Annotated in this window: 13 protein-coding genes; 9 read left to right on the forward strand and 4 right to left on the reverse strand. The window is 75.9% G+C overall.

Annotated features, from left to right (window positions below; all coding sequences use genetic code 11):
• The first annotated feature begins 1 nt into the window (after position 1).
• The 6 genes from EIO00_RS09935 to EIO00_RS09960 all read left to right on the forward strand — a co-directional run bounded on the left by EIO00_RS09935 (position 2) and on the right by EIO00_RS09960 (position 10,360).
• Positions 2 to 1,585, forward strand: coding sequence for an Hsp70 family protein (locus EIO00_RS09935; RefSeq protein ID WP_140177433.1), 1,584 nt, complete (start codon positions 2 to 4; stop codon positions 1,583 to 1,585).
• Positions 1,586 to 1,598: 13 nt separating this feature from the next.
• Positions 1,599 to 4,193, forward strand: coding sequence for a SaeA-related protein (locus EIO00_RS09940; protein WP_140177435.1), 2,595 nt, complete (start codon positions 1,599 to 1,601; stop codon positions 4,191 to 4,193).
• Positions 4,194 to 4,198: 5 nt separating this feature from the next.
• Positions 4,199 to 5,461: a TRAFAC clade GTPase domain-containing protein gene (locus EIO00_RS09945; protein ID WP_241661249.1), complete on the forward strand. Its 1,263-nt coding sequence runs from the start codon at positions 4,199 to 4,201 to the stop codon at positions 5,459 to 5,461.
• A 3-nt stretch (positions 5,462 to 5,464) separates the two neighbouring features.
• Positions 5,465 to 7,807 carry a GAP1-N2 domain-containing protein gene (locus EIO00_RS09950; protein WP_140177436.1) on the forward strand — a complete coding sequence of 781 codons (2,343 nt, stop codon included), beginning with the start codon at positions 5,465 to 5,467 and terminating at the stop codon, positions 7,805 to 7,807.
• A 4-nt stretch (positions 7,808 to 7,811) separates the two neighbouring features.
• Entirely contained in the window at positions 7,812 to 9,542 is a 1,731-nt protein-coding gene (locus tag EIO00_RS09955) for a TRAFAC clade GTPase domain-containing protein (RefSeq protein WP_140177438.1), read from the forward strand.
• A gap of 191 nt (positions 9,543 to 9,733) precedes the next feature.
• Positions 9,734 to 10,360: a malonic semialdehyde reductase gene (locus EIO00_RS09960; protein WP_140177440.1), complete on the forward strand. Its 627-nt coding sequence runs from the start codon at positions 9,734 to 9,736 to the stop codon at positions 10,358 to 10,360.
• 102 nt (positions 10,361 to 10,462) lie between these two features.
• On the opposite strand, the gene EIO00_RS09965 is transcribed toward EIO00_RS09960, so the two are convergent.
• Positions 10,463 to 11,053 carry a TetR/AcrR family transcriptional regulator gene (locus tag EIO00_RS09965; protein ID WP_140177442.1) on the reverse strand — a complete coding sequence of 197 codons (591 nt, stop codon included), beginning with the start codon at positions 11,051 to 11,053 and terminating at the stop codon, positions 10,463 to 10,465.
• A 117-nt stretch (positions 11,054 to 11,170) separates the two neighbouring features.
• On the opposite strand from EIO00_RS09965, the gene EIO00_RS09970 reads away from it, so the two are divergent.
• On the forward strand, positions 11,171 to 12,148 hold the full coding sequence (locus EIO00_RS09970) for a phosphotriesterase family protein (protein WP_140177444.1): 978 nt from the start codon (positions 11,171 to 11,173) through the stop codon (positions 12,146 to 12,148).
• Positions 12,149 to 12,161: 13 nt separating this feature from the next.
• On the opposite strand, the gene EIO00_RS09975 is transcribed toward EIO00_RS09970, so the two are convergent.
• The gene (locus EIO00_RS09975) at positions 12,162 to 13,247 is read right to left on the reverse strand and encodes a DNA glycosylase AlkZ-like family protein (protein WP_140177446.1); all 1,086 of its coding nucleotides are present in this window, start codon (positions 13,245 to 13,247) and stop codon (positions 12,162 to 12,164) included.
• Between the two features lie 206 nt (positions 13,248 to 13,453).
• On the opposite strand from EIO00_RS09975, the gene EIO00_RS09980 reads away from it, so the two are divergent.
• The gene (locus EIO00_RS09980; protein WP_140177448.1) at positions 13,454 to 15,721 is read left to right on the forward strand and encodes an FdhF/YdeP family oxidoreductase; all 2,268 of its coding nucleotides are present in this window, start codon (positions 13,454 to 13,456) and stop codon (positions 15,719 to 15,721) included.
• Positions 15,722 to 15,739: 18 nt separating this feature from the next.
• Entirely contained in the window at positions 15,740 to 16,384 is a 645-nt protein-coding gene (locus EIO00_RS09985) for a DUF1707 SHOCT-like domain-containing protein (RefSeq protein ID WP_140177450.1), read from the forward strand.
• Positions 16,385 to 16,388: 4 nt separating this feature from the next.
• On the opposite strand, the gene EIO00_RS24495 is transcribed toward EIO00_RS09985, so the two are convergent.
• Both EIO00_RS24495 and EIO00_RS09995 read right to left on the reverse strand, forming a co-directional pair.
• A complete protein-coding gene (locus tag EIO00_RS24495; protein ID WP_206664093.1) occupies positions 16,389 to 16,964 on the reverse strand; it encodes a hypothetical protein in 576 nt (191 codons plus the stop codon).
• Positions 16,965 to 17,033: 69 nt separating this feature from the next.
• Positions 17,034 to 21,554, reverse strand: coding sequence for a cation-translocating P-type ATPase (locus EIO00_RS09995; protein ID WP_206664094.1), 4,521 nt, complete (start codon positions 21,552 to 21,554; stop codon positions 17,034 to 17,036).
• Between the last annotated feature and the right edge of the window lie 110 nt (positions 21,555 to 21,664).

Genomic DNA, 21,664 nt, shown 5'->3' on the forward strand with positions numbered 1-21,664 from the left:
CATGGCTGTCTATGGGATCGACCTGGGAACCACCTACTCCTGCATCGCCTCCATCGACGAGGTCGGACGTCCCACGGTCCTGCGCAACCTCGAGGGCACCGACACCACTCCCTCGGTGGTCTACTTCGAGACCAGCGACAACGTGATCGTCGGGCAGGCCGCCAAGGACACCGCGGTGCTGGAGCCCGACAACGTGGTGAGCCTGATCAAGCGGGACATGGGCCGCGACATCACCTACCCGATCCACGAGTTCGGCTACACGCCCGAGGAGCTGAGCGCGTTCATCCTGCTCAAGCTGGCCACCGATGCGCGCACCACCACCGGGGAGGACGCCCGGGACGTGGTGATCACGGTGCCGGCCTACTTCGGGGCGGCCGAACGGGACGCCACCCGCAAGGCGGGCCGGATCGCCGGGCTGAACGTGATCGACATCATCTCCGAGCCGATCGCCGCGGCCATCACCTACGGGGTGCTCAACCCCGAGCAGGACCGCACGATCCTGGTGTACGACCTGGGCGGCGGCACGTTCGACACCACGGTGATCGCGTTGCGCGACGGCCACATCGAGGTGGTGTGCACCGACGGCGACCACGAGCTGGGCGGGGCGGACTGGGACGCCCGGATCGTGGAGTACCTGGCCGAGCGGTTCCGCGAGGAGCACCCCGACGCCGGCGATCCGCTGGACGACAAGCAGACCGAGCAGCAGCTGCGTCGCGACGCCGAGGACGCCAAGAAGGCGTTGAGCGTGCGCACCGCCCACACCGTCCGGGTGATGCACGGCGGCCGGGCCGCGGCGATCGAGCTGACCCGGGAGAAGTTCGAGGAGATCACCAAGGACCTGCTGGACCGCACGATCGAGATCACCGGCCGGACCCTGGCCACCGCCGCCGAGAAGGGCGTGACCGACTACGACGAGCTGGTGCTGGTCGGCGGGTCCACCAAGATGCCCGCGGTGGCCGCCCGGCTGGAGGCCGAGCTGGGCCTCAAGCCCCGGCTGCAGGACCCGGACCTGGCGGTGGCCAAGGGCGCGGCGCTGTACGCGTTCGAGGAGACCTACCGGCGGCTGCTGGCGGCCGGCGCCACCGAGGAGGCCGAGGAGATGGCGGCCAGGGCGGGCCTGTCGGCCGAGCAGCGGCGGCAGATCGCCGGCCGGCAGATCAAGACGGTGGCCTCGCACGCCTTCGGGATCGTGGTGATGGACCGGGAGACCGGGACCGAGCACGTGGCGCACCTGGTGCACGCCAACGACGAGCTGCCGGCCTCGCACACCGAGGACTTCTTCACCGTCTACGACGACCAGACCTCCGCCGACGTGCGGGTGATGGAGCAGGCCGGCAGCGTGGAGTCGCCGGACCTGATGGACAACACCGAGATCGCCACCGGGGTGATCAAGATCCCGCCGGGCAAGAAGGCCGGCTGGCCGGTCGAGGTCACCTTCGAGCTGGACGCCTCCGGGCTGCTGCACGTGACCGCGGTGGAGAAGGAGACCGGGGAGAGGCTGGAGCTGAAGGTCGACGTGGGCGGCATGTCGGAGGAGGAGGTCGAGCGCTCCCGCGCCGCCCTGTCCCGGGTGCAGGTGAGCTGAGCGAACGCGGGTCATGGGCACCTCGTTCGACGAGGAGTACAAACGGGACGTGCTGGAGCCAGCGCGGGCGGCCGGCGACCGGCCGCCCGAGGACCTGCGGGTGCGCTACCGGCTGACCGATCCGCTGACGCCCGAGCGGGTGGCCGAACAGGTCCGGCGGGTGCGGCAGTGCTGGCGGCGGTGCCGAGGCCAGCTGAAGTACCGCAAGCTGATCGACCGGCTGGAGGCCGAGCACCGGGAGCTGGCGCCGCTGTTCGCCGCGGCTGAGCGGGGCGACCCGGGGCCGCTGAAGGAGCGGCTGCGCGGCGGGGCCGAGCGGGACGCCCGCCGGCTGGCGGACGCGCGGGCCCGGCTGGCCGACGCGGCGGGCGAGCTGCGCGCGGTGACCCCGGGCGAGCTGGAGGAGCTGGCGCGGGCCGCCGGGGTCGGCCGGGCGGAGCTGGAGCGGGCGGCCGCGGCCGACCGGATCGCGCTCCGCGAAGCCGACCGGCTGCCCGCCTCCCCGCCGTACGCGGGATACCGCAAGGTCCGGGAGGCGCTGGACGTGCTGGGGCACCGGCACCTGGCGGAGTTCCTGTTCGGGGACTCCCTGGGCGGCCCGATCCGGGTGCTCGGCGGGTTCGCCGCACCCGGGGTGCCCGGCGGGCCGGAGGCGCTGCCGCAGGCGGTGCAGGCCGCCGCCCGGCGGTGGGCGCGCCGCCCCCGCGACAGCTCCACCACCCATGCGAGCACGGTGCTGGCGGCGTTGCGGTCCGCCTCCCCGGACGACCTGATCTGCTACGACGTGGTGGCCCGGCTGCGGGAGCGGCGCCGGCAGCGGGCCTCGGAGCGGGCGCTGCTGCGGTATGCGACCCGGGAGCTGGGGATCGACCCGGCCGATGCGCACCGGCTGGTGTTCGCGGTGTCGCGGGAGGGCGGTCCCGGCGGCGGCCCGGCCGAGCGGCTGCGGGCGCTGCTGGACGCGGGCGAGGCGTACGCGGCGGCGGTGCTGGCCGACGCCCTGGACGAGGCGGGCGAGGAGGACGAGGAGGCGGCGCTGCTGGCGGACGAGGCGCGGCGACGCGTGGCGGCGGCGGTCCGGCTGCGGAGGGCCGCCGAGGAGCAGTCCGACCCCGACCGCGCCTGGGTGATGCTGGCGGACGCGCTGGAGCTGGTCCACGACCTGCCGGGGGCGCCGGACCTGCAGCGCCGGCTGCCGCCGCGTCCGGTGCCCCGGGCGACCGCCGCCGCCGAGGACGCCCGGGTGCGGATCTCCTGGGAGCCCAGCCCCTCCCCGGTCGGGGAGATCGGCTACGAGGTGGTGCGGCGGCGGGACCGGCCGCCCGAGGGGCCCGGCGACGGCGAGCCGATCCCCGCCGGGGAGAACGGCGCGGTGGACCCCCGGCCGCCGGTGAACGCGCCGCTGTACTACGGCGTGATCGCCCGGCGCGGGGACGCCGCCGCGCCGATCGCCTGCTGCGGGCCGGTGGTGGTGCGGCCCGAGCCGCAGGCGGTGGAGCTGTCGGCCGGGGACGGCGCGGTGACCGGCCGCTGGCAGGTCCCCCCCGGTGCGGCGCGGGTGCTGGTCATGCGGGAGGGGCGTCCCGTGCCCGCGGAGCGCGACGGCTTCCGGGAGCGGGTGCCCAACGGGGTCGCCCACCACTACCGGATCTGTGCCGTCTACGTGGACGAGACGGGACGGGAGACGGTCACGCCGGGGGTCGCGGTGACGGTGACGCCGCAGGCCCCGCCGCGGCCGGTGCACGAGCTGCGGATCGAGACCGACCCGGCCGATCCGCATCGGGTGCTGGCCTCCTTCCCCCAGCCCTCCGCCGGCACCGTCGAGTTCGTGCTGCTGGAGGAGCCGCCGCCGTGGCCGCCGGGGACGGTGCTGCCGGTCGCGGAGGTCCGCGCGGTCGCCCGGCGGGTGCCGGACACCCCCACCTCCCGCGGGTCGGCGCTGCGGCCGGGCGGCGGGGGCTGGCTGCTGGCCGTCACGGTGGCCGGGCAGACCGCCGCGATCGGCGCCTGCCACCGCCATGTGAACCTGCCTCCCCCGACCGGGCTGGTGGCCGAGCGCCGCGGCGAGGAGCTGCACGTCGGGTTCGACTGGCCGGACGGGGTCACCGAGGTGGAGATCGCCGTGCGGGACGAGACGGGCCGGCGGCGCACGGCCGTCAGCCGCGCCGCCTACGAGGCGGGCGGGGGCGTCCGCCTGCCCGTGCCGCCCGACGGGGCGGTCACGGTGGCGGTGGCGGCGGCCGGGATGCGCCAGGGCCGGCGGGTGACGGGCCCCGTCGTGGAGACGTCCGTCGCGGCCCGCGCCCGCGTCCGCTACGACGTGGAACGCTCGGGGCCGCCGTGGCGGCGCTCGCTGACGGTCCGGTTGAGCGCGGCGCGGCCGGTGCGGGTGGCGCGGCTGACGCTGGTCCGCCGCCTCGGGACGGTGATGCCGCAACGGCCCGGCGACGGGGAGGAGCTGGGCTCGTGGGAGGCGGTTCCGGTGCCCGGGGAGGTTTCGGTGCCCGCGCCCGCCGGGACGGGGCCATACTGGCTTCGCTGTTTCGCCGACGACGACGCCGTCGAGCTGATCGACCCCCCGATCCGCCGCCTGGAGCACAAGAGGTGACCCCCGTGGGCAGCCCGTCACGCATCGCCGCCAGGATCGCCCTGCCCGCCCTGCGCGCCGAGGACGAGGTCTGCTGCCCGTACTGCTTCGAGCGCGTGCCGCGCCGGCGGATCGCCTTCCGCTGCATGGGGCGGGCCGGGCGCGGCCAGGGCTGCGACCCGGTGCTGGACGAGGAGCTGGCCGCCTACACCGGGTCGACGGCGGGCGCCTCGCTGCCGCCGGTCTTCGAGGCCGCGGGCCGCGGCGGCCGGGCCGACTGCCCGCACTGCGGGCGGACCACCGCCCGGCGGGTGTGCCCGCACTGCCACAACCCGCTGCCCCCGGCCTACTGCGACTCCCCCGGCCGGATCGTGGCGCTGGTGGGGGCCAAGAACACCGGCAAGAGCACCTATATCGCGGTGCTGCTGCACGAGCTGATGAACCGGGTCGGCACCGAGCTGGACGCCTCTCTGGTGGCCTGCGACGACCGCACCATCGACCGGTACAAGCGGGACTTCGCCCGGCCCCTGTACGAGGAGCGCCGACTGCTGCCGACCACCACCAGCGCCGCCACCGCCCCCCGCGAGCCGCTGGTGTACCTGCTGACGCGGACCCGCTCGGCGCGCCGGCTGCGGGCGCGGCTGCCGCTGGGCCGGGAGCGGGTCGCGTCGCTGGCGCTGGTGCTGTTCGACACCGCGGGCGAGGACCTGCGCAGCCGGGACGTGCGGGATCTGCACCTGCGCTATCTGGAGGCGGCCGACGCGATCATCTTCCTGGTGGATCCGCTGCAGCTGCCGGGCGCCCGGACCATGGTCCGCGACGAGGCGCCGCCGCCCCCGCCGGCCGATCCGGACAGCGAGCCGATCAACGTGCTCGCCCGGGTCACCGAGGCGCTGCGGCGGCGGCACGGGCTGCGGCCGGACGAGCGGCTGCCGGTGCCGGTGGCGGTGGCGCTGACCAAGATCGACGCCTTGGCGCCGGTGCCGGCCGGGCAGTCCTGGCTGCACCGGGCCCGGCCGTCGCGCGGGGCGCTGGACCTGGACGATCGGGAGGCGGTGGACGCGCAGGTGCGCGGGCTGCTGCACGAGTGGGGGGCGGGACAGCTGGAGGTGTACCTGCGTCAGCAGTACGCCGAGCACGCCCTGTTCGGGGTGTCGGCGCTGGGCGGGACGCCCGTCCGGGGCCGGGTCGGTCCCGGCGGGGTGCGGCCGCACCGCGTGGAGGATCCGCTGCTGTGGCTGCTGCATCGGTTCGGGATGCTGGACGGAACGCGTGGGAACGAGGGCTGAGACGTGGCCTGGCAGCTGCACTACACCTCGGCGGCGAGCGGGCCGACCGGGCGTGCGGGGTTCCAGTTCGTCGCCGAGACCCCCGGCCTGCCGCCGCAGGTCCGATCGGCGGTCGCCCCGCTGCTGACCTACCGGCCCCCTCCCCGGGCGCCGCTGTCGCCGGACGCCGAGGAGCTGGCGGCGTTCCCGGTGGCGCTGGCCTATGAGCGGTCGGGCGGCCGTGCGGTGCTGGTGCGGTCCCGCTACCTGGGGCGGGACTACTCGGGCCGGGAGGGCAACTTCTTCGCGCACGCGGTGGTGGCCGAGCCCGAGGAGCTGGAGGGCCTGCGGCCGATCGAGCTGTGGGGGGCGGGTTTTTGGACCGACCGGCCCGCCGAGGGCGATCTGGCGGCGCTGGAGGAGCTGGATCCGGGCGAGGGCGTCTGTCCTCAGGAGCTGGCGGACCGGCTGGCCGAGGAGGGCTCCTACCGGCTGCTGGCCGCCCTGGTGGACGCGGCGGTGACGGCGCTGGACCGGGGCCACGGCCGGGTGGTGCTGGTCGGCGCGGACGTCGAGCCGATCGTGCGCTGGATCGCGGTGCTGTCGTACTCGCTGCCGGTGACCGCGGCGGCCCGGCTGTCGTTCACCACCTACAGCGCCGATCCCTGCGGAGCGCTGCACCGGGTGGTGGGGACGACCCCGGACGTGTGGGCGGCGGTGCACCGCGACGAGCCGGCGTTCTTCGTCGACGAGCCCGCCGATCCTCCCGCCGCGGGAACGGGCAGCCGGTTCGCCCGGACGGTGGCCGAGTGCTGGCGGGCCCGTGACTTCGCCGGGCTGGACGCGCTCGGGGAGCTGGTGGCGGTGCAGCTGGCCGACGGCGACCGGCTCGCCGGGGCGGAGGGGGCGCCGCTGGCGCAGGTGCTGGACCGTGCGGCGACGCTGCTGGCGCTGTGCCGGGGCGCCGATCCGGTGTCGGCCGAGGAGGAGGCCGCCGCGGCGGACCTGCTCACCCGGTTCGGCGCGCGGGTGCCCGAGTGGGTGTGGGCGGAGCTGGTGCCGTCGTTGCCGAGGGCGGGCTTCGATCTGGCGCTGGCGATGCACCGGTGGGCGCGGCGGACGGAGGCGGCCGAGGTCGCCGACCGGTGCGCGATCCGCTGCGTCATGGCGGCGCTGGAGGACCCCTCCCTCGGCGGCCGGCTGCGCGAGGTGCGGCTCTCCCCCGACGCGACGGTGCGGCTGGTCCCCGAGGTGGCCGGGGCCGTGGAGCGGGCGACGACGTTGACGGCGGTGGGGCGGCTGGTGGCGCTGGCGGCGCGGGCGGGCGTGGAGCCTCCCGTGGAGACGGTCCGCTCGGCGGCGGCCCGTTGCGCCCGCACCGCGGTGGACGACCTGCCGGAGGCGCTGGACGGCGTCCCCTCCCGGTGGCGGGAGCGCATCATCGAGGGCGCCGTCGCCGCCTTGGCGGAGGCCGGGCCGGAGGAGCTGCCGCGGCTGCTGACCGATGAGGTCTGCGACCTGCTGCAGGCCCGGGACTGGTCGGCCGCGCCGGCCGTGGGGCTGCGCGTGCTGGCGTCGGCGGGCCGCCGCCATCGGGACCGTCGGGTGGACGTCACCGGGGCGTTGCTGCGGCTTGAGGGGGTCGCCTCAGAGGAGGTGGACCGGGTCCTCGCCGAGGTGTGGGCGGTGCCGGCGAGCGCCGCCGAATGCACGGCGCTGCTGGAGGCGTTCGACGAGGCGGTGCCGGCCCGCCCGGCGCTGGCGGCCCTGCCGTCGCGGGCGTTCCGGCAGGCGGCGCTGGAGGGCGACGAGGCGCTGGAGGATCCGGCGCTGCTGCGGATGGCCGGGCAGGTGCTGGCGGCCTTCCCCGCCGACCATGCGGCGTTCTGCGACGCCTCGGTGCTGCTGGAGTACGCCAAGACCGTGGGGGCGGTGCAGGCCGAGGCGGCCGCGGCCGGGCTGGAGACGATGCACGCGACGACGGGGGCGACGCCCCAGGTGCGCAGCGGCGTCTTCATCGAGGCGGCCGACCGGCTGGCCAGGCGGGACACCCGGTTCCGCGCCGCGGTGCTGATCGCGGTGTCCGCGCCGGTGCGCGCCCGGCTGGCCGAGCGCTGGACCCGTCCGCGCGCCCGGGGACTGCTGGGCCGGTCCAAGCTGAGCATCGGCCCCCGGCGCGAACTGGTCGAGGTGGTGCTGCGGATGCGGCTGGCGGGGGTGCGCGAACCCCGGCTGGAGTCGTGGGCGCGGAAGACGGCCGGCGGCCGGCTGGCGACCCGGCGGCTGGAGGGGCGACTGGCCGATCCGGCGCTGCGGGCCGAGCTGCGCCGGCTGCTCGGCGAGGGCGCCGCCGGGCGGGAGGAGTGAGCCGATGCCCGTGCTCTGGGTGCTGCCGCTCCTGGCGGCCTGGGCGGTGCTCGCGCTCCTCTTCCCGGTGGTGTTCACGGCGACCGTGACGGTCGCCACGGCGGCGGCGCTGGGGTTCGCCTACCTGCAGGCGTGGCGGACGCTCACCCCGACCAGCGCGAAAGGCCCCTCGCCGGTCCCGGCCCCCGAGCTCGCCTACCGGCACTACCTGCTGGAGCAGGTGTGGCGCGACTGGTGGGCGGTGGCGCGGACCGCGGTCCCGTGGACGTGGCGGACGGGCCGTGCGGCGATGACGCGGATGACGCGGACGCTGCTGGGCGGGCTGTGGGGGTTCTTCCTGCTGCCGCTGTGGCTGGCGCTGTATCTGGGGGTGGCGGCGGCGGTGCTGCCCGCCTCGCTCCTCGGGGTGCTGCTGACGGTCTGCTACGGGCTGGTCGTGGCGGCGGGGCTGGCCGGGTGGCTGGCGTGCGTCGGGGTGCTGTGGCTGATCGAGCGGGCGTTCATGGCGTACGGGCGCATCCTGCAGACCTGCCCGCATCCGTTCTGCTACGCGAAGATCGCGCTGCCGGTGTACGAGTGCCCCGGCTGCGGCGCCCGGCATCGCCGGCTGGCGCCGGGCACGGCGGGGGCGTTCCGGCACGTGTGCCGGTGCGGGACGCGGCTGCCGACCACGATCCCGCTGGGCCGCTACCGGCTGACCGCCTACTGTCCGCACTGTCACGGGCGGCTGCCGGAGCGGATCGGCCGGGTGCGGGTGGAGCCGCTGCCGTTCGTGGGCGGCCCGGCGGCGGGCAAGACCACGTTCATGTTCCTGGCGATCCGGGCGCTGCACGCGCGGGCGCGGGCGGCCCGCGGCAGGCTGGCGTTCGTGGAGCGGCTGCACGCGCAGGCGTACGCGAGCGCGATGCGGGAGTTCGAACGCGGCGGGCGGCTGGCCAAGACGGGGCCGGAGCTGCCGCTGGCGACGATGGTGGACGTGGAGCTGCCCGGCCGCAGGCACCGCATCCTGTACCTGTTCGATCCCGCCGGGGAGCACTTCACCGGGGCCACCGAGGTGGAGTCGCTGCGCTACCTGGACCACGGGGAGGCCCTGCTGTTCGTGGTGGACCCGTTCGCGCTGCCCACGGTGCGGCGGGCGCTCACCGAGGAGGAGCTGGCCGTGGTGGAACGGGCGGCCCCCTCCTCGGAGGAGGATCCCGCCGACACGCTGCAACGGGTGCTGAACGAGCTGCGCACCCGGCCGGACCGGGGCCGGCAGCGGCGGGTCGCGGTGGTGGTGACCAAGACCGATCTGCTGCGCGAGACGATGATCGGCCGGTCGCTGACGCGGGAGCAGGACGCCGGGGACGAGACCGGGAGGTCCTCCGGCGCGGCGGTGCGCCGCTGGCTGGAGGAGGTGGGCCTGGGGAACGCGATCCGGGCGCTGGACCAGCTCGCGGGCGAGGTGCGCTGCTTCGGCTCGGGGCTGGACACCGACCCGGCCGAGGTGGCGGATCTGCTCGGCTGGGTCACCGGGCTGCCGGTGGACGGCCCCACCGAGCCGGCCCCGGCCGAGGAGGTGCCGGGTACGGCACCGCTGCGAGACCCCTGGCCGGTGCGGGGCCGTGAGGACGGCCGGGTCCCCGCCGCCTACCAGGCGGGCCGGTGGTCGGTCTTCGCCGGCCTGGTGGCGCTGGGCGTCGCCGCGCTGGCGGTCGGCGTCGGCCGGGGCGTGCACGCCCTGCCGTGGCTGTGACGCTTCCCGCCCGAAGGCCGGAGGGACGAGGCCGGGGCGCGCCGCCGGGCTCGTCCGGCGCGGGAGAGCGGTGCGCGAGCCTGACGCACGGGATCGGTGTGACGGAGCTTACAGCCACCCCCGGAATGAGTTGAAGTTTCAACCTGTTGCGGAGAGGCGACCCTGACCGCCTCGATCAGAAGGTTCGCGACATGACGGCACCCACCATGCAGGACGACACCGCCGCGCAGGAACTGGTTCTGGACCCGGCCGCCCAGGACCTGCTGTTCCGCCGGGCGCGCACCGCCAACGCCTTCACCGACGAGCCCGTCACCGACGAGCAGCTGCGGGCGATCTACGAGCTGGTGAAGTGGGGCCCCACCGCGATGAACTCCCAGCCGCTGCGTCTGGTTGCGGTGCGCAGCGGGGAGGCCCGCGAGCGGCTGGTGAAGCACCTCTCGCCGGGCAACCGGGACAAGACCGCCGCCGCGCCGCTGACGCTGATCGTCGCCGCCGACACCGACTTCCACGAGCACCTGCCGACGGTGTTCCCGCACGCCTCCGGCGCCAAGGACGCCTTCGCCGACCCCGAGGCCCGGGCCGGCACGGCCCGTTTCAACGCCGCCGTCCAGCTGGGGTACCTGATCGTGGGCATCCGCGCGGCCGGACTGGCGGCCGGGCCGATGACCGGCTTCGACGCCGACGGGCTGTCGCGGGAGTTCTTCCCCGACGGCCGCCACCGGGCCATCGCCGCGGTCAACGTGGGCAAGCCCGGGCCCGGCGCCTGGTTCGCCCGCAACCCGCGCCTGGACTACGAGCAGGTCGTCACCACGGTCTGACCGTCTGCGCGGATCCACCGGGCCGGGGCGCGCGGGCCGCCCGCCGCCCCCGGGCCGCCGGGGCGGGCCGTGCGGGGCGGACGCATGCGGCGGGATCCGCGTTCAGCGGGGCTCCAGGGCCGCCAGGACGAAGTCGGCGACCTCCTCGGCGAGCACGGCCGCGGGCTTGGGGCCGTCCGCGCGGTACCACCGGGGCATCTCGTTGATCACCCCGAAGACCACCAGCGTCACCGTCTCGGCCGGGGCGACCGCGGTGAACGCCCCCTCGCGCTGGCCGCGCTCGATGACCTCGCGGAAGGCGACGTGGTAGCGGCGGCGGTCGGCGCGGACGGCGGCCAGCCGGTCGGGGTCCAGCCGGTGCATCTCGCGGGCGAACACCTTGGCCTCGTCGATGTGCTCGGCGGTGGAGGTCACCAGCTCCCGGATCACCGCCCGCACGGTGGCGGCCGGATCCAGGTCGGCGGCCAGGATCCGTTCCAGGTCGGCCAGCTGCCGCCTGATCAGCGACCGGTAGATCTCGTGCAGCAGATCCTGCTTGGAGTCGAAGTAGTGGTACAGGCCGCCCTTGGTGACCTGGGCGGCCTCGACGATCTGCTGCACCGAGACGCCGTCGAAGCCGTGCTCGGCGAACAGCCGCACCGCGGCGGCCAGCAGCCGGCGCTCCACCGGGGAGGTGCGCGCCCCACCGGTCATCGCGCCTCTTTTCCGTTCCGCTTCCGCTCTGTTCCCCGATCGGGTGTTCCCCGTCCCGCCCGTCTCGCCTAAGTTTGCCAGATACCGACCGGTCGGTATCCGAGAAGGGAGAACCCCGTGGCCGTCGTGGAGACCGTGCGCGGCGCCGTCGACGTCGCCGAGCTGGGCCGCACCTACATGCACGAGCACGTGTTCGTGCTGTCCACCGAGCACGTCCACAACTACGGGCACGGCGCCTGGTGGGACGAGGAGGAGCGGGTCGCCGAGGCGGTGACCGCGCTGCGCGGGCTGGTCGAGGACGGCGTCACCACGATCGTCGACCCCACGGTGTGGGGGCTGGGCCGCTACATCCCGCGGATCCAGCGGGTCGCCGAGCAGGTGCCGGAGCTGAACATCATCGTGGCGACCGGCCTGTACACCTACGACAAGCTGCCGTTCCAGCTCGACTTCCGCGGGCCGGGCACGCTGCTGGGCGGGCCGGACCCGATGGTGGAGATGTTCGTCCGCGACCTCACCGAGGGCATCGCCGACACCGGGGTCAAGGCGGCGTTCCTGAAGTGCTGCGTGGAGGAGCCCGGGCTCACGCCCGGCGTCGCGCGGGTGCTGCGCGCGGTGGCCGCGGCGCACCGCGAGACCGGCGCCCCCATCACCGTGCACACCTCGGCGTCCGCGCGGACCGGGCGGATCGCGCTCCAGGTGTTCGGCGAGGAGGGCGTGGACCTGTCCAAGGTGGTCATCGGCCACGCCGGGGACAGCAACGACCTGGACTACCTGATGGAGCTGGCCGACAGCGGGGCGATCCTGGGGATGGACCGGTTCGGGCTGGACGTCTACAACCCCACCGACCGCCGGGTGGCGACGGTGGCGGCGCTGTGCGAGCGCGGATACGCCGACCGGATGGTGCTCAGCCACGACGCGAGCTGCTTCATCGACTGGTTCGGGCCCGACCCCGGACAGCTGCGCGGCGCCGCCCCGAACTGGCACTACCGGCACATCGGCGCCGACGTGCTGCCCGCCCTGCGCGACCGCGGCGTCACCGACGCGCAGCTGGAGCAGATGCTGGTGACCACCCCGCGGCGTTACTTCACGCGCTGACCCGCCCCGCACGTCAGGCGCGGGCCCACGCCACGCGGACGTCGGCCGCTCCGCGCGCCTCGGCGAGCCGGGCGGCCTCGGCCTCGACGCCGCCGCGGATCCGCCCCTCCGGCGCGGCGAACGGGGTGACCGTCACCTCCAGGCGGCGGCCGACCGTCCGGGCGCGCCAGGTCCCGGCGATCTCCACGTCGGCGAGCAGCACGCCGGGGCGGCCCAACGCCCGCCACACCTCTTTCTGCCGGGCCTTGTCGGGCAGCAGCAGATCCCGGTCGCCGGTCTGCAGATACGGGTCGTGGGCGGACAGCAGCCGCACGCCGCGCGGCGGCGCGGCGGCCGTCAGCGCCTCCACCCGGTCGGCGGGCAGCAGCCGCGTCCGGCCCTCCACCCGGACCTCGGCGAGGTCGTCGGGCCAGGCCGGGCGGAGCGCCGTGACCGACGTGCCGAGGAACTTCGCCACGTCGGCCTTGCCGGCCGGCCCCTGCAGCCGCAGATAGCGGCGGATCAGCTCGTCGGTGCCGCGGGCCCGCTCCGGGACGGCGGGGATCTCCTCAGCGGGTCCGAGCATCGTGGTCCGCCCGCCCGGCAGCAGCCGCACCCCGGCGAAGATCCCCACCTGCTGGAACAGCTGCCCCGAGACGTGGACGGCCGCGCAGCTCGCGCAGTGGTGGCTGAACTCCGGCGGCAGCGCGTCGCTGACCGCCCGGCTGACCTCCCCTTTGGTCATCGGCCCGGTCACCGTCTCCCGCATCGCCCGGGCCGCCAGCTCGAACGCCTCGATCCCCCGCGGGGCGACCGCCGCGAGCTGGGAGCTGCGCATGCGGGCGGCCGCGTCGGCGTCGCTCAGCGGCCACAGCGCCGCGGCCAGGGCGGCCAGATCCGACCGGCGGTGCAGGTGCGGCGCGCCCCGCACGCTCCAGATCACCGCGGTGGAGTCCGCGGGCGGCGACCAGCGCCGCGCGAGCGCCCCCACCGTCGCGGCCCCCGGAGGCGTGTCCTGCAGCCCCAGGTCGACGGAGCCCGGTGCGCCCGCCGTCTCGTCGGTCAGTCCGTGCTCGGCCAGCCGGTACGCCAAGGCCCGGCTACGGTCCACCTCGATCATGGCCACCTCCGCCGCCGATCCTCCCCCATGCGTCCGTCCTCCGCCATCGATCGCCGGCCCCGAGAGCGGGCCCGTTCCGCCCTCCCGCCGCCCGGCCGGACGGCCGGGGCCGCCCGCGGGCCTTCTGATCGGCGGAAACCTCCCTTGGGCGCACCCCCGCAGGGGGTGCACAATCGAGGAACGGCCTGGTGACGGAAGGGTGAGCGATGAGCCGGCGTGCACCGATCGAGGACTCGGGCGATGCCCTGCCGAAGGCGTCCCCGCCCAAGGAGTACGCGGCGGGGCTGCCCGGCGTGACCACGGCGCTGCGCCGCTCGTGGGAGCAGATGGGCGCCCGCCGGAGCGCGCTGACGCTGCTGCGGGTCAACCAGAAGGAGGGCTTCGACTGCCCCGGCTGCGCCTGGCCGGAGGGCGACCGCCGGCACCGGGCCGAGTTCTGTGAGAACGGGGCCAAGGCGGTGGCGGAGGAGGCCACCGTCCGCCGGGTCACCCGGGAGTTCTTCGCCCGCCACCCGATCAGCGAGCTGGCCGGGCGTTCGGACTACTGGCTGGGGCAGCAGGGCCGGCTGACCGAGCCGATGCTCAAGCGGGAGGGCTCGGACCACTACGAGCCGGTGGGCTGGGACGAGGCGCTGGGGATCCTGGCCGAGGAGCTGAAGGCGCTGGACTCGCCCGACGAGGCCGTGTTCTACACCTCGGGGCGGACCAGCAACGAGGCGGCGTTCGTCTACCAGCTGCTGGCGCGGGCGTTCGGCACCAACAACCTGCCGGACTGCTCCAACATGTGCCACGAGTCCTCCGGCTCGGCGCTCAGCGAGACCCTCGGCGTCGGCAAGGGGTCGGTGCTGCTGGAGGACCTGTACCGGGCCGATCTGATCTTCGTCGCCGGGCAGAACCCGGGCACCAACCATCCCCGCATGCTGTCGGCGCTGGAGCGGGCCAAGAGGAACGGCGCCCGGATCATCGCGATCAACCCGCTGCCGGAGGCGGGCCTGCTGCGGTTCAAGAACCCCCAGCGCCCCTCCGGGCTGGCCGGGCGCGGCACCCCGCTGGCCGACCGATTCCTGCAGATCAGGTTGAACGGGGACCTGGCGCTGTTCCAGGCCCTCAACCGGCTGCTGCTGGACCGGGACGCGATCGACCAGGAGTTCCTCCGCGAGCACACCGTGGGGCTGGAGGAGCTGGTCAAGCATCTGGAGCGGCTCGACTGGGACGAGGTGCTGGAGGCCACCGGGCTGACCCGCGAGCAGATCGAGGCCACCGCCGACGAGGTGGTGCGCTCCGAGCGGATCATCGTGTGCTGGGCGATGGGCCTGACCCAGCACCGCAACTCGGTGCCCACCATCCGCGAGATCGTCAACTTCCTGCTGCTGCGCGGCAACATCGGCAAGCCGGGCGCGGGCGTGTGCCCGGTCCGCGGGCACTCCAACGTGCAGGGCGACCGGACGATGGGCATCGTCGAGCGGCCCTCCCCGGCGTTCCTGGACGCGCTGGCCGCCGAGTTCGGCTTCGACCCGCCGCGCGAGCACGGCCTGGACACCGTCGGCGCCATCGAGGCGATGCGGGACGGCAAGGTCAAGGTGTTCATGGGGATGGGCGGCAACTTCGTGCGCGCCACCCCCGACTCGGCGGTCACCGAGGCGGCGATGCGCTCGTGCCGGCTGACCGCGCACGTGTCCACCAAGCTCAACCGCTCGCACACGGTCACCGGACGGCGCGCGCTGATCCTGCCGACGCTCGGCCGCACCGAACGGGACGTGCAGGAGTCAGGGCCGCAGTTCGTGTCGGTGGAGGACTCGATGGGCATGGTGCACGCCTCGCGCGGCCGTCTCGCCCCGGCGTCGGAGCACCTGCTGTCGGAGGTCGCGATCGTGTGCCGGCTGGGCCGGGCGCTCGGGCTGACCGGCTTCGACTGGGCGGGCATGGAGCGCGACTACGACGTGATCCGCTCCCACATCTCCCGGGTCGTCCCCGGCTTCGCCGACTTCAACCGGCGGATCCGCGAGCCCGGCGGCTTCGTCCTGCCGCATGCGCCGCGCGACCGCCGCGAGTTCCCCACCCTGGAGGGCAAGGCGCGCCTGACGGTGAACGAGCTGGAGGTGCTGCGGGTCCCGCCGGGGCGGCTGCTGCTGCAGACCGTGCGCAGCCACGACCAGTTCAACACCACGATCTACGGGCTGGACGACCGGTACCGGGGGGTGCGCGGCGGCCGGCGGGTGGTGTTCGTGCACCCCGACGACCTGGCCGCGCTGGGGATCGCCGACGGGACGATGGTCGACCTGGTGAGCGAGTGGCACGACGGTGTGGAGCGGCGCGCCCCCGGATTCCGCACCGTGGCCTACCCGACCGCCCGCGGATGCGCGGCGGCGTACTTCCCGGAGACCAACGTCCTGGTGCCGCTGGACAGCACCGCGGAGGTCAGCAACACGCCGACGTCCAAGTCGATCGTGATACGGCTCGAACCGGCGGGCTGAGGGCTTTACGGTGGGTTCATGACGAACCTCCCGGACCACCAGGCCGTTCCGGATCCACGTGACCTGCGGGCGTCCGACGCCGACCGCGAACGGGTGGCCCAGGCGCTGCGCGAGGCGGCCGGCGACGGCCGGATCAACCTCGAGGAGCTCGAGGAACGGCTGACCGCCGCCTATTCGGCGCGCACCTACGGAGAGCTGGAGGCGCTGACCCGCGACCTGCCGGTGTCCGGCACCGGCGCCGTTCCCATCGTCGCGGCCCCCGACCGGCGCATCACCGGCGGGAAGCCGACCTCCACGGTGGGCGTCGCGGTGATGAGCGAGTTCAAACGGCGCGGGCGATGGACCGCGCCGCGCCGGTTCACCGCGTTCGTCTACTGGGGCGGCGGGAAGATCGACCTCACCGAGGCCCGCTTCACCGGTCCGGAACTGCGGATCCGGGCGTTCGCGATCATGGGCGGGATCGACATCGTGGTGCCCGAGGACCTGGACGTCACCGTGAACGGCGTGGGGATCATGGGGGCGTTCGACGACAAGGCCACCGGACCGGGCGCGCCCGGCGCGCCCAAGGTCACGGTGAGCGGGTTCTCGTTCTGGGGCGGGGTGTCGGTCAAGCGCCGCAAGCGCGGGGACCGGATCGAGAAGCGGGCGGCGGAGCTGGAGTAGCGGTTCACCGCCCGAGCCGCCGCCGGTAGCCGGCGACGAGGTCGTCCACCTGCCGGATGTCGTAGCCGCGCAGCACCACGTCGAAGCGCGGCGGGAAGTCCCCGTCGGTCATCGGCGACAGCCGCACGTCACGGCCGCGCAGCGCCGGGTGCCCGGTCTCCGCCCACAGCCGGGCCAGGAACAGGCGGACCTGATGCCGGTCGTAGCCGCGCCAGCGCACCCGCAGGCCGTGCTCCCGGGCGACCTGCTCCAGCAGCCAGGGCGGTGCGCCGTCCACGGAGCCGGCCGTGGAACCGACCGCGGGACCGGCCGCGACGCCCGGTCTGAGGTCGGGCTCCTCATCGGGCGGCGCGGCGCCCTCCAGCGCGGCCAGCTTCCGGCGGTAGCGGCGCATCGCCTCGTCCACCTCGAACCGGTCGTAGCCGCGCACCACCACGTCGAACGGGGGGTCGGCCAGCTGCTCGGCCGTCACCGGCGGGCCCTGGAGCGGAGCGCCGGCCAGGGCGGCCTCGATCCGCGCCACCATCTCGTCCACCTGGTGGCGGTCGTAGCCGCGCAGCACCACCGAGAACTCCGGCATCGCGATCACCTCCGCCACCGGAGGGTAGAGGGGGGCCGGACCCCGCGGCCAGGGCGTCGCCGGAGCCGGTCAGGACGCCGCGGCGGGCATCGCCCGGACCAGGCCGAGGGCACGCAGCAGGCGCGGCCCCAGCGGCGAGGCGAGGAAGGCGACCGCCGCCGCGGCCACCACCATCGTCCAGGCGACCGGGCCGAGCGGGGTGCACCCGAAGAAGCGGCTGAGCACCGGGGTCTCGATGACGGCGAGCAGCACCAGCAGCGACGCCGCGCAGGTGGCCAGCACCGCCGGGCTGCGCCGCCCGACCTGCAGGGTCTGCACCAGCTGGGCGAGCACCAGCGCGGCCAGCGCCATGGTGGAGGCCCGTCGCCTGCGGCCGGTCAGTCGTCCGGCGTGCCAGGCCAGGACGGAGCCGCAGGCGGTGATCGCCCCGCGCAGCACGATCGCCTCGTGCAGGGGGTCGGCCAGCGGCCCGCCGCGGGCGGCGGCCGGAGGGGCGGTCTCGGCGTCCCGCCGCCCGCGCTCCGTCGGCGGCGCCAGCGCCACCGCCAGCGCGGGCAGCATGTCGGTGAGCGTGTTGACCAGCAGCAGCTGGCGGGTGGACAGCGGGGCCTTGCCGCCGAACGCGGTGCCGTAGAGGGTGAAGGCGATCTCGCCGGCGTTCCCGCCGACCAGGATGGACACCGCGTTGCGGACGCTCTCGGCCAGCGCGCGGCCCTCCAGCAGGGCCTCCACGATGGCGGGCAGGTCCCCGCCGCGCAGGATGAGGTCGGCGGCCGACTGGGCGGCCCGCGAATCCCCCTGGGCCAGCCCGATGCCCACGTCGGCGAGCCGGATCGCGGCGGCGTCGTTGGCGCCGTCCCCGGTCATCGCCACCGTCCGTCCGGCCCGTTGCAGCGCCTGCACGATCCGCACCTTGTGCTCGGGGCTGACCCTGGCGAACACCGAGGTGCGGGCGATCCGGGCGATGCGTTCCTTCTCCCCCAGGCGGTCCAGGTCGGCGCCGGTGAGCACCCGATCGGCCCCGGGGATGCCCAGCCCGGCGGCGATGGCCCGGGCGGTGGCGGGATGGTCGCCGGTGATCATGACGATCCTGATGCCGGCCCGGGTGAGCCGCCGCACCGCCTCGGGGGCGTCCGGGCGGAGCGCGTCGGCGATGCCGACGAACCCCAGCAGCGTCAGCTCGGCGGTCTCGGCGAGCGCGCCGGCCCGCTCGAGGTCCGCCTCGGCGGGGCGGGCCTCGGCGATCGCCAGGACCCGCAGGCCCTCCTCGGCCAGCCGGGCGATGGTCCGGCGGGCCTGCCGGCGGTGCCGTTCGGTCATCGGGCGGGTCGTCGCGTCGGCCGCCACCCGGGTGCAGCGCGGCAGCACCACCTCGGGCGCCCCCTTGACGGCGAGGAACGGGGACTTCCGTCCGTTCTCCGGGGCCACGCCGACGGCGGCCGAGTAGCCGCGGCTGGGCTCGAAGGGGGTCTCGTGCAGCAGCCGCCAGTCCGCGCCGTCGCCGAGGCGGTCGCGGGCCGCCTCCAGCACCGCCCGGTCGGTGGCGTGCCTGACCTCGGCGGGGTCGTCGACGGGCGGGCAGGCCCGGGCCCCGGCGATCAGCAGCCGGCGGCCGGGCTCCGAGGCGGGGTCGACGTCGCCGGCGGGTCCGGCCAGCCGCACCACCCGCAGCCGGCCCTCGGTGAGGGTGCCGGTCTTGTCGAAGCACAAGGTGTCGACCCGGCCCATGGTGCCGAGGGTGCGGGAGGTGCGGGCCAGCACGTTGCGGCGGGACAGCCGGCGGGCGGCGGCGAGCTGGGCGACCGTCGCCACCAGCGGCAGACCTTCGGGCACGGCGGCGACCGCCACCGCCACCCCGGAGGAGATCGCCTGCCGGATCGACACGCCGCGGGCGAACGCCAGCATCCCCACCAGCGCGCCGCTCAGCCCGGTGATCGGCAGCGCCAGCCGGGTCAGCTCGTTCAGCTGGACCTGCACCCCGGCCGGCGCCGGGGCCTCGCCGGCGAGCGCGGCGGCCCGTCCGGCCTGGGTGGCCGAGCCGGTGGCGACCACGACCGCGTGCGCCCGGCCGGTCAGCACCGTGGTGCCCTCGTAGACCATGCAGGAGCGTTCGGCCAGCTCCGCGCCGGGGACGGGGTCGACGGACTTGAGCACCGGCATCGACTCGCCGGTCAGGCTGGCCTCGTCGACCTCCAGGTCCTCGGCGGCCAGCAGCCGCGCGTCGGCGGGCACCACGTCAGAGGGGCCGATGGCGATGACGTCGCCGACGTACAGGTCCTCGGCGGGGATGCGCTCCCAGCCGTCGTCCTCGGCGATCTCGCCGAGCGGCGGGAGGGGCTCGCCGGGGCGCAGCCGGCGGGCGGGGGGACGCTGGCCGAGCAGCAGTGCGCCGAGGGCCTGCTCGGCGCGCATCCGCTGCAGGCCGCTGACCATCGCGTTCCCGGCCATCACCCCGCCGACCAGGGCGGCGTCCACCCCCGACCCGACGACCGCGGAGGCCGCCGCGCCCAGCACCAGCACCGGGGTCAGCGGGTCGCGCAGCTCGTGGCCGACGGCGGCGATCAGGTCCGCCGCCGAGCGCAGCGGGCCGCGCTCGGGGAGCCGGCGGCGCCCGTTCCGCGCGGCGCGCAGGGCGATGTGCCGTGCGCGCAGCTCCCGGGCGCGTTCCAGCGCGGTGTCGGGGTCCAGGGCGTGCCAGGCGAGGCGGGGCAGAGGGCTCGGGGGACGGCGCCGGGCGAGCCTGCGGGCCGACAGCACGCCGCCGACCATCGCGCCCAGCGCGGCGGTGTACACCGGGGCCGTCGAGAAGGCCGAGGCGCCGCGTTTGTCGGCGACGACCAGCAGCGCGCCCAGCGAGGTGCCGCCGAGCGCCAGCCGGACCCCGCGTTCGCTGTTCTCCCGGGCCGCGCCGATCGCGGTGCACAGCCGCCACAGCTGCTCCAGGCCGGGGCCGCAGATCAGGTCGGCGCCCCAGCACTGGTCGCGGCCCTCGGCAGAGGCGCCGAGCACCGCCACCCCCACATCGGCGGCGAGGGCGGCCTCGGCGTCCCCGGCGGTGGCGACCAGCACCCCCTCGCCGGTGGACTGGAGCACCCGGACGTGCTCGGCCAGCGGAGTGTCCGCCGCCAGCGCGTCGTCGGCCAGCGGCAGCAGCTCGGCGGCGGAGGCGTGCTCGGTCAGCAGCACCCGCGCCCCGCTGTCGCGGGCCGCGGCCAGCACGGCGTCGGCCAGCGGGTCGAGCCGGCAGCCGATCCGGACCCGCCCCAGGACGCCGCCGGCGTCGTCCACCACCTCCATCGCCAGCCCCCGCGGGTCGGCGGGCGAGCCGGGATCGAGCCGACGCAGCCTGCGGCCCCGGGCGTCGGGTCGTTCGCGCAGCGCGGGGTCGGCGGCCAGCAGCCGGGCGGCGATCCGCCACACCTGCGGGTCGTCGGCGTCCAGGACCTGCAGCTCCTGCCCGCACAGCACCGTGGAGTCCACGACGACCGTCGAGATGCGGTCGAGTCTGCGGTACGCCGAGCCCTGCAGCGGGACGACGCCCTGTCTGGCCAGCTCGCGGCCCAGCGCGGCGGCGAATCCCTCGCGGCCGAGCCGGGCGGCGTGCGGCACCGACGCCACGATCAGTTCCGCGGCCATGCCGGGGTCGCGGGCCAGGCCCAGCGCCCCCGCGGCGGCGAGCAGCGCGGCCGGCGCCGATCGGTCGGCGTAGCGTTCGACCGGGCCGGGCGCCAGCGGCACGGGCCGGGGGGTGCGCGGCACGCCGGCGGCGGGCAGGCCGCCCTCGCACAGCTCCTCCTCGCGGCGGCACCACACGGCGCGGCGCTCGGCCAGCTCGGCGAGCAGCAGTCCGCGGCGGAGGGCGTCCACGCCCAGCGAGGTCGGTTCCTGGGTGAGGCCGTGCACGACGGCGCCGGCGAACGCCAGCGTCAGCTCGGCGCCGTGGCCGCCGAGCCGGGACTCCAGCAGCCGCCGGACCCGGGGCTGGGCGTCTACCAGCGCGACGGCGGCGCGGACCCCGCGCGGCAGATGGGGCCAGCGCATCAGCCGCCCGGTGACGGCCAGGCCGAACGCGGCGCAGTCGGCGGCCAGCGCGATCGCCGCGGCGGTCACGGGGGCCTTCTCGGCGGGATGGCCGTGGCCGGGGAAGTCCTCGTCGGGGCCTTCGGCGATCCGGTGGGCCTTCTCCACGGCCTCGACGGCGTCGACGATGGCGTCCAGGGAGGTCTTGTCCTCGTCGAAGGAGGCGAGCACCTCGCCGGTGATCGCGTTCACCTCGGCCCAGTTCACCCCGTCGAGGGCGCGCACCGCCCGCCGCACGGCGTTCTGGATCCGGCGGTCGGCGCGGGCGCGCAGTCCGCGGACCTCGACGTAGGCGCGGCCGTCGCGGCTCCACACCCGGCGCTGCCTGCGCGGCCCGATCAGGTTGGCCAGCTCGATGCGTTCGGCCAGGCCGGACAGGTCCACCGTCGGCGGCCTGGGCATCGGCGGCGTCGGCGGGGCGGGCAACGCCCGCACGGCGCGCGCCGGTAAGGCCGCCGTCGCCGCGGCGGCCCGAGGTACCAGCTCCGCGGCCGATCGCAGCAGACCCATCAAGGGCGTCTCCGTGGTGTCCTGGGCGCGTGCAAAGGCCACTACCCCGCACGTCGCCGCTTGACACCCGCGGCTCCCGGCCCCGCGGCGTCCGACGCCCCCGATCGGGG

The organism is Thermomonospora catenispora (genome assembly GCF_006363815.1).
GTDB lineage: Bacteria > Actinomycetota > Actinomycetes > Streptosporangiales > Streptosporangiaceae > Thermomonospora > Thermomonospora catenispora.

What these genes read in the sequence shown, in the direction of transcription:
- EIO00_RS09935 (WP_140177433.1), top strand. Translation starts at nt 2, where the DNA reads ATGGCTGTCTATGGGATCGACCTGGGAACCACCTACTCCTGCATCGCC.
- EIO00_RS09940 (WP_140177435.1), top strand. Translation starts at nt 1,599, where the DNA reads ATGGGCACCTCGTTCGACGAGGAGTACAAACGGGACGTGCTGGAGCCA.
- EIO00_RS09955 (WP_140177438.1), top strand. Translation starts at nt 7,812, where the DNA reads ATGCCCGTGCTCTGGGTGCTGCCGCTCCTGGCGGCCTGGGCGGTGCTC.
- EIO00_RS09960 (WP_140177440.1), top strand. Translation starts at nt 9,734, where the DNA reads ATGACGGCACCCACCATGCAGGACGACACCGCCGCGCAGGAACTGGTT.
- EIO00_RS09965 (WP_140177442.1), bottom strand. Translation starts at nt 11,053, where the DNA reads ATGACCGGTGGGGCGCGCACCTCCCCGGTGGAGCGCCGGCTGCTGGCC.
- EIO00_RS09975 (WP_140177446.1), bottom strand. Translation starts at nt 13,247, where the DNA reads ATGATCGAGGTGGACCGTAGCCGGGCCTTGGCGTACCGGCTGGCCGAG.
- EIO00_RS09980 (WP_140177448.1), top strand. Translation starts at nt 13,454, where the DNA reads ATGAGCCGGCGTGCACCGATCGAGGACTCGGGCGATGCCCTGCCGAAG.
- EIO00_RS09985 (WP_140177450.1), top strand. Translation starts at nt 15,740, where the DNA reads ATGACGAACCTCCCGGACCACCAGGCCGTTCCGGATCCACGTGACCTG.
- EIO00_RS24495 (WP_206664093.1), bottom strand. Translation starts at nt 16,964, where the DNA reads ATGCCGGAGTTCTCGGTGGTGCTGCGCGGCTACGACCGCCACCAGGTG.
- EIO00_RS09995 (WP_206664094.1), bottom strand. Translation starts at nt 21,554, where the DNA reads ATGGGTCTGCTGCGATCGGCCGCGGAGCTGGTACCTCGGGCCGCCGCG.